This is a genomic window from Pedobacter sp., assembly GCF_045628745.1.
In the GTDB taxonomy this organism is placed as follows: Bacteria; Bacteroidota; Bacteroidia; order Sphingobacteriales; family Sphingobacteriaceae; genus Pedobacter.
The window spans coordinates 1-2,703 of sequence record NZ_JAZQPU010000435.1 but is presented as its reverse complement, the minus strand read 5'-3'; the positions used below and the strand labels follow the sequence as shown (position 1 = coordinate 2,703).

Annotated in this window: 4 protein-coding genes and 1 pseudogene; 4 read left to right on the top strand and 1 reads right to left on the bottom strand. The window is 38.3% G+C overall.

The window, feature by feature from the left end:
• Window positions 1-201, bottom strand: a 201-nt coding sequence (locus ACR2F7_RS15885; RefSeq protein ID WP_432714523.1) for an MBL fold metallo-hydrolase, incomplete at its 3' end; no start/stop codon positions are given.
• A gap of 153 nt (window positions 202-354) precedes the next feature.
• Here ACR2F7_RS15885 and ACR2F7_RS15880 point away from each other — a divergent pair.
• The 4 genes and pseudogenes from ACR2F7_RS15880 to ACR2F7_RS15865 all read left to right on the top strand — a co-directional run.
• Window positions 355-939: a TlpA family protein disulfide reductase gene (locus ACR2F7_RS15880; RefSeq protein ID WP_432714522.1), complete on the top strand. Its 585-nt coding sequence runs from the start codon at window positions 355-357 to the stop codon at window positions 937-939.
• Window positions 940-1,050: 111 nt separating this feature from the next.
• Window positions 1,051-1,392: a hypothetical protein gene (locus ACR2F7_RS15875; RefSeq protein WP_432714521.1), complete on the top strand. Its 342-nt coding sequence runs from the start codon at window positions 1,051-1,053 to the stop codon at window positions 1,390-1,392.
• A 78-nt stretch (window positions 1,393-1,470) separates the two neighbouring features.
• Window positions 1,471-2,064 (top strand): penicillin-binding protein activator LpoB, encoded by a 594-nt coding sequence (locus tag ACR2F7_RS15870; RefSeq protein WP_432714520.1) that lies wholly within the window; start codon window positions 1,471-1,473, stop codon window positions 2,062-2,064.
• A gap of 25 nt (window positions 2,065-2,089) precedes the next feature.
• Window positions 2,090-2,703, top strand: a pseudogene (locus ACR2F7_RS15865) (hypothetical protein); the annotation flags it as partial.

The following is a 2,703-nucleotide window of genomic DNA, read 5'->3' as shown; positions in this document are numbered from 1 at the left end:
GGTTAAAATAATGGCCGATGGTGGGTTATCTTCTCCAAAAAGCGATGCTGCCATTTTTTGAATGCGGCCTGCACTGCCTTTTAGACCGGCATCTACCAGTACCCATTCTTTAGGGCCTGTCGCAATCATGTAAATATTTACAAAGATAATCTTCATGCCCCAGATGCCCGGCGCAACTTCCGTATATTTATGCTCTTCCATACCTAATTGTCCTTTTTATGTTTTAAACAATAAAAATCAATCGGGGTTTTAATTTAGTTGATATTAAATTTTAATAGGGGTTAATCCTTTATTTTGGAATAAAGCGCTGATTAGCGTCGTATTTGGCTAATGATTAATTAAAGATAACGCTTCATGATGATTAAAAAGATTTTTAGTAAAACAGTTATCGTTAACGGCTTGTTTTTTTCGCTGTTGTTGATCCTGTTATTTGTACCTTCGGCTAAGGCAATATTCTTACAAGGTTTAATGAAAATAGGGCTTTTTAAGCCTGATACAGCTCTCAGCACTCAAAATGAGTTCCTTGATTTATCAGGAATGCAATTTAAAGACGGCAAAGGAAATGTGGTTGACCTTGGCGATTTAAAAGGCAAAGTCATCTTTGTTAATTTCTGGGCTACCTGGTGCCCGCCCTGCCTGGCAGAAATGCCCGCGGTAAGCAAACTTTACGAACGTTTTAAAGACCGTAAAGAGGTCGTTTTTCTGCTGGTTGATGCAGATGGTGATTTGTCGCTTTCACAAAAATTTATGGATAAAAAAGCTTATCAAATGCCCCTCTATGCACAAATTAGCGATATCCCGAATAGTATTTATAAAGGCTCTTTACCAACTACTGTAGTGTTTGATAAAGATGGTCGTGTAGCTTACCATGGTGAAGGTGCTGCCAATTATGCAGATCAGAAATTCATTGATTTTATCGAGAAGTTAATCCAGATGTAATATTTGTGTTAAGTCAAACCTAAAAGAACTGGTTTTCCTCAAAATTAATTAATTTTGTTTAAGGATTTAACCGAATAAGGCAAATAGTCAGCTGTTTTTAAAAATCAGATCATGAAAAGGAATATAATTGCATTCTTATGCTTATTAGGCGGATTGACCTTCAGCAGTTCAAGTCATGCCCAAAATATTGAACTGCTCGCTGATCAAAACCCACGTTATGCCGAAAGCGTCAACAAATACAGTAAATTGGTAGACTCTTTAATACAGACTCAAGGAACGACTGTACAGCAAACTTATAAGGCTTACGACTGGTATGAGGCCCGTGAAGAACGCCGCAGCCAAAGAAGAGCGCATCATACTTATTATGACTTCTCCCTGGGTTACCAATATGGCTATGGCTGGTCCTATCCATCGTATCATTATGGTCGTAGAAACTGGTATTACGGCTGGTAATCCTTTTTACGTTGTTCCTATGCCGGCACTCCGGCAATACTAACTATATAACTCATTTTATTTAAATTAACTAAATTCATGCAACTCAAAAAATTGATGACGATAGCTGCTTTCGCAGTTTCTGCAATAATGATCTCTTCTTGTTCACGACAAGTTACCCGTGTAAATGCTGATGAAACGATCGATATCAGCGGTAATTGGAACAATAGCGATTCCAGAATGGTGGCTCAGGAAATGACAAAGACTATTTTAGGGCATGCCTGGCTGTCAAATCACCTGGAGCAACATGCAGGTAAAAAACCAGTAGTGGTGGTGGGTATGGTGCAGAATAAAAGTCATGAGCATATTGATGCAGAGACTTTTGTGAAAGATGTAGAGCAGACTTTTATTGAAACAGGAAGGGTACGCTTGGTACAGGGAGGAAAAAAACGCGAAGAGTTACGTGCAGAAAAAGCCGATCAACAGGTTAATGCTGCGGTATCAACCATGAAGAAATTCGGTTTAGAGAATGGTGCCGATTATATTTTACAAGGCAGTGTAAATTCCATTGTAGATTCGCATAAACGTCAAAAAGTGGTTTACTACCAGGTTAACCTTGAATTGACAAATATTCAAACAAATGAAGTGGTATGGATTGGCGATAAAAAGATCACTAAATACGTTAAAAATTAAGCCCGTTATCCGCCATTTACAGCGCATGAGGGTTCTCCGAAAAAATATATACAGTGCATCTGTCCTTGTAGGGTGGATGCTTTTTCTTTCTGGCTGTGCCAGTTATAACGACCGCATTTTGCCCTATTACCAGCAGATGTCGCAGGGAAATTATACCGAGGCGGTAAAGGAACTGGATAAAAACAGCTTATTAAAAAAGCGTAGAAATAAGTTATTGTTATTTTTAGAAAAAGGCAAAAGCAGTCATTTACTTGGGAATTACGAAAGCAGTAACCAGTACTTTAATGAAGCCGACCAAATGCTGGAGAAGCGGCTTGGTGGGGTAATGGATGCTACTGTAGGAACATTGGTTAACCCAATGTCACAGGTTTATAAAGGCGAAGATTTTGAAAAGTTCATGATCCACTATTATAAGGCTTTAAATTATTTATACTTAAATAACCTTGAAGAGGCTGTAGTAGAAGCAAGGAGAATTTCCCTACAGTCGCAAGTGCAGGATGAACAATTCCAAAATAAAGAAAAACGCTATTCAAAAGATGCTTTTTCATTAATGCTGCAAGGCTTGATCTATGAAAGCAGCCGCGATATCAATAATGCTTTTATTGCTTATAGAAATGCAGCAGATGTGTACTTAAGTGC

Coding starts and splice junctions, on each gene's coding strand:
- ACR2F7_RS15875 (WP_432714521.1), top strand. CDS start 1,051: ATGAAAAGGAATATAATTGCATTCTTATGCTTATTAGGCGGATTGACC.
- ACR2F7_RS15880 (WP_432714522.1), top strand. CDS start 355: ATGATGATTAAAAAGATTTTTAGTAAAACAGTTATCGTTAACGGCTTG.
- ACR2F7_RS15870 (WP_432714520.1), top strand. CDS start 1,471: ATGCAACTCAAAAAATTGATGACGATAGCTGCTTTCGCAGTTTCTGCA.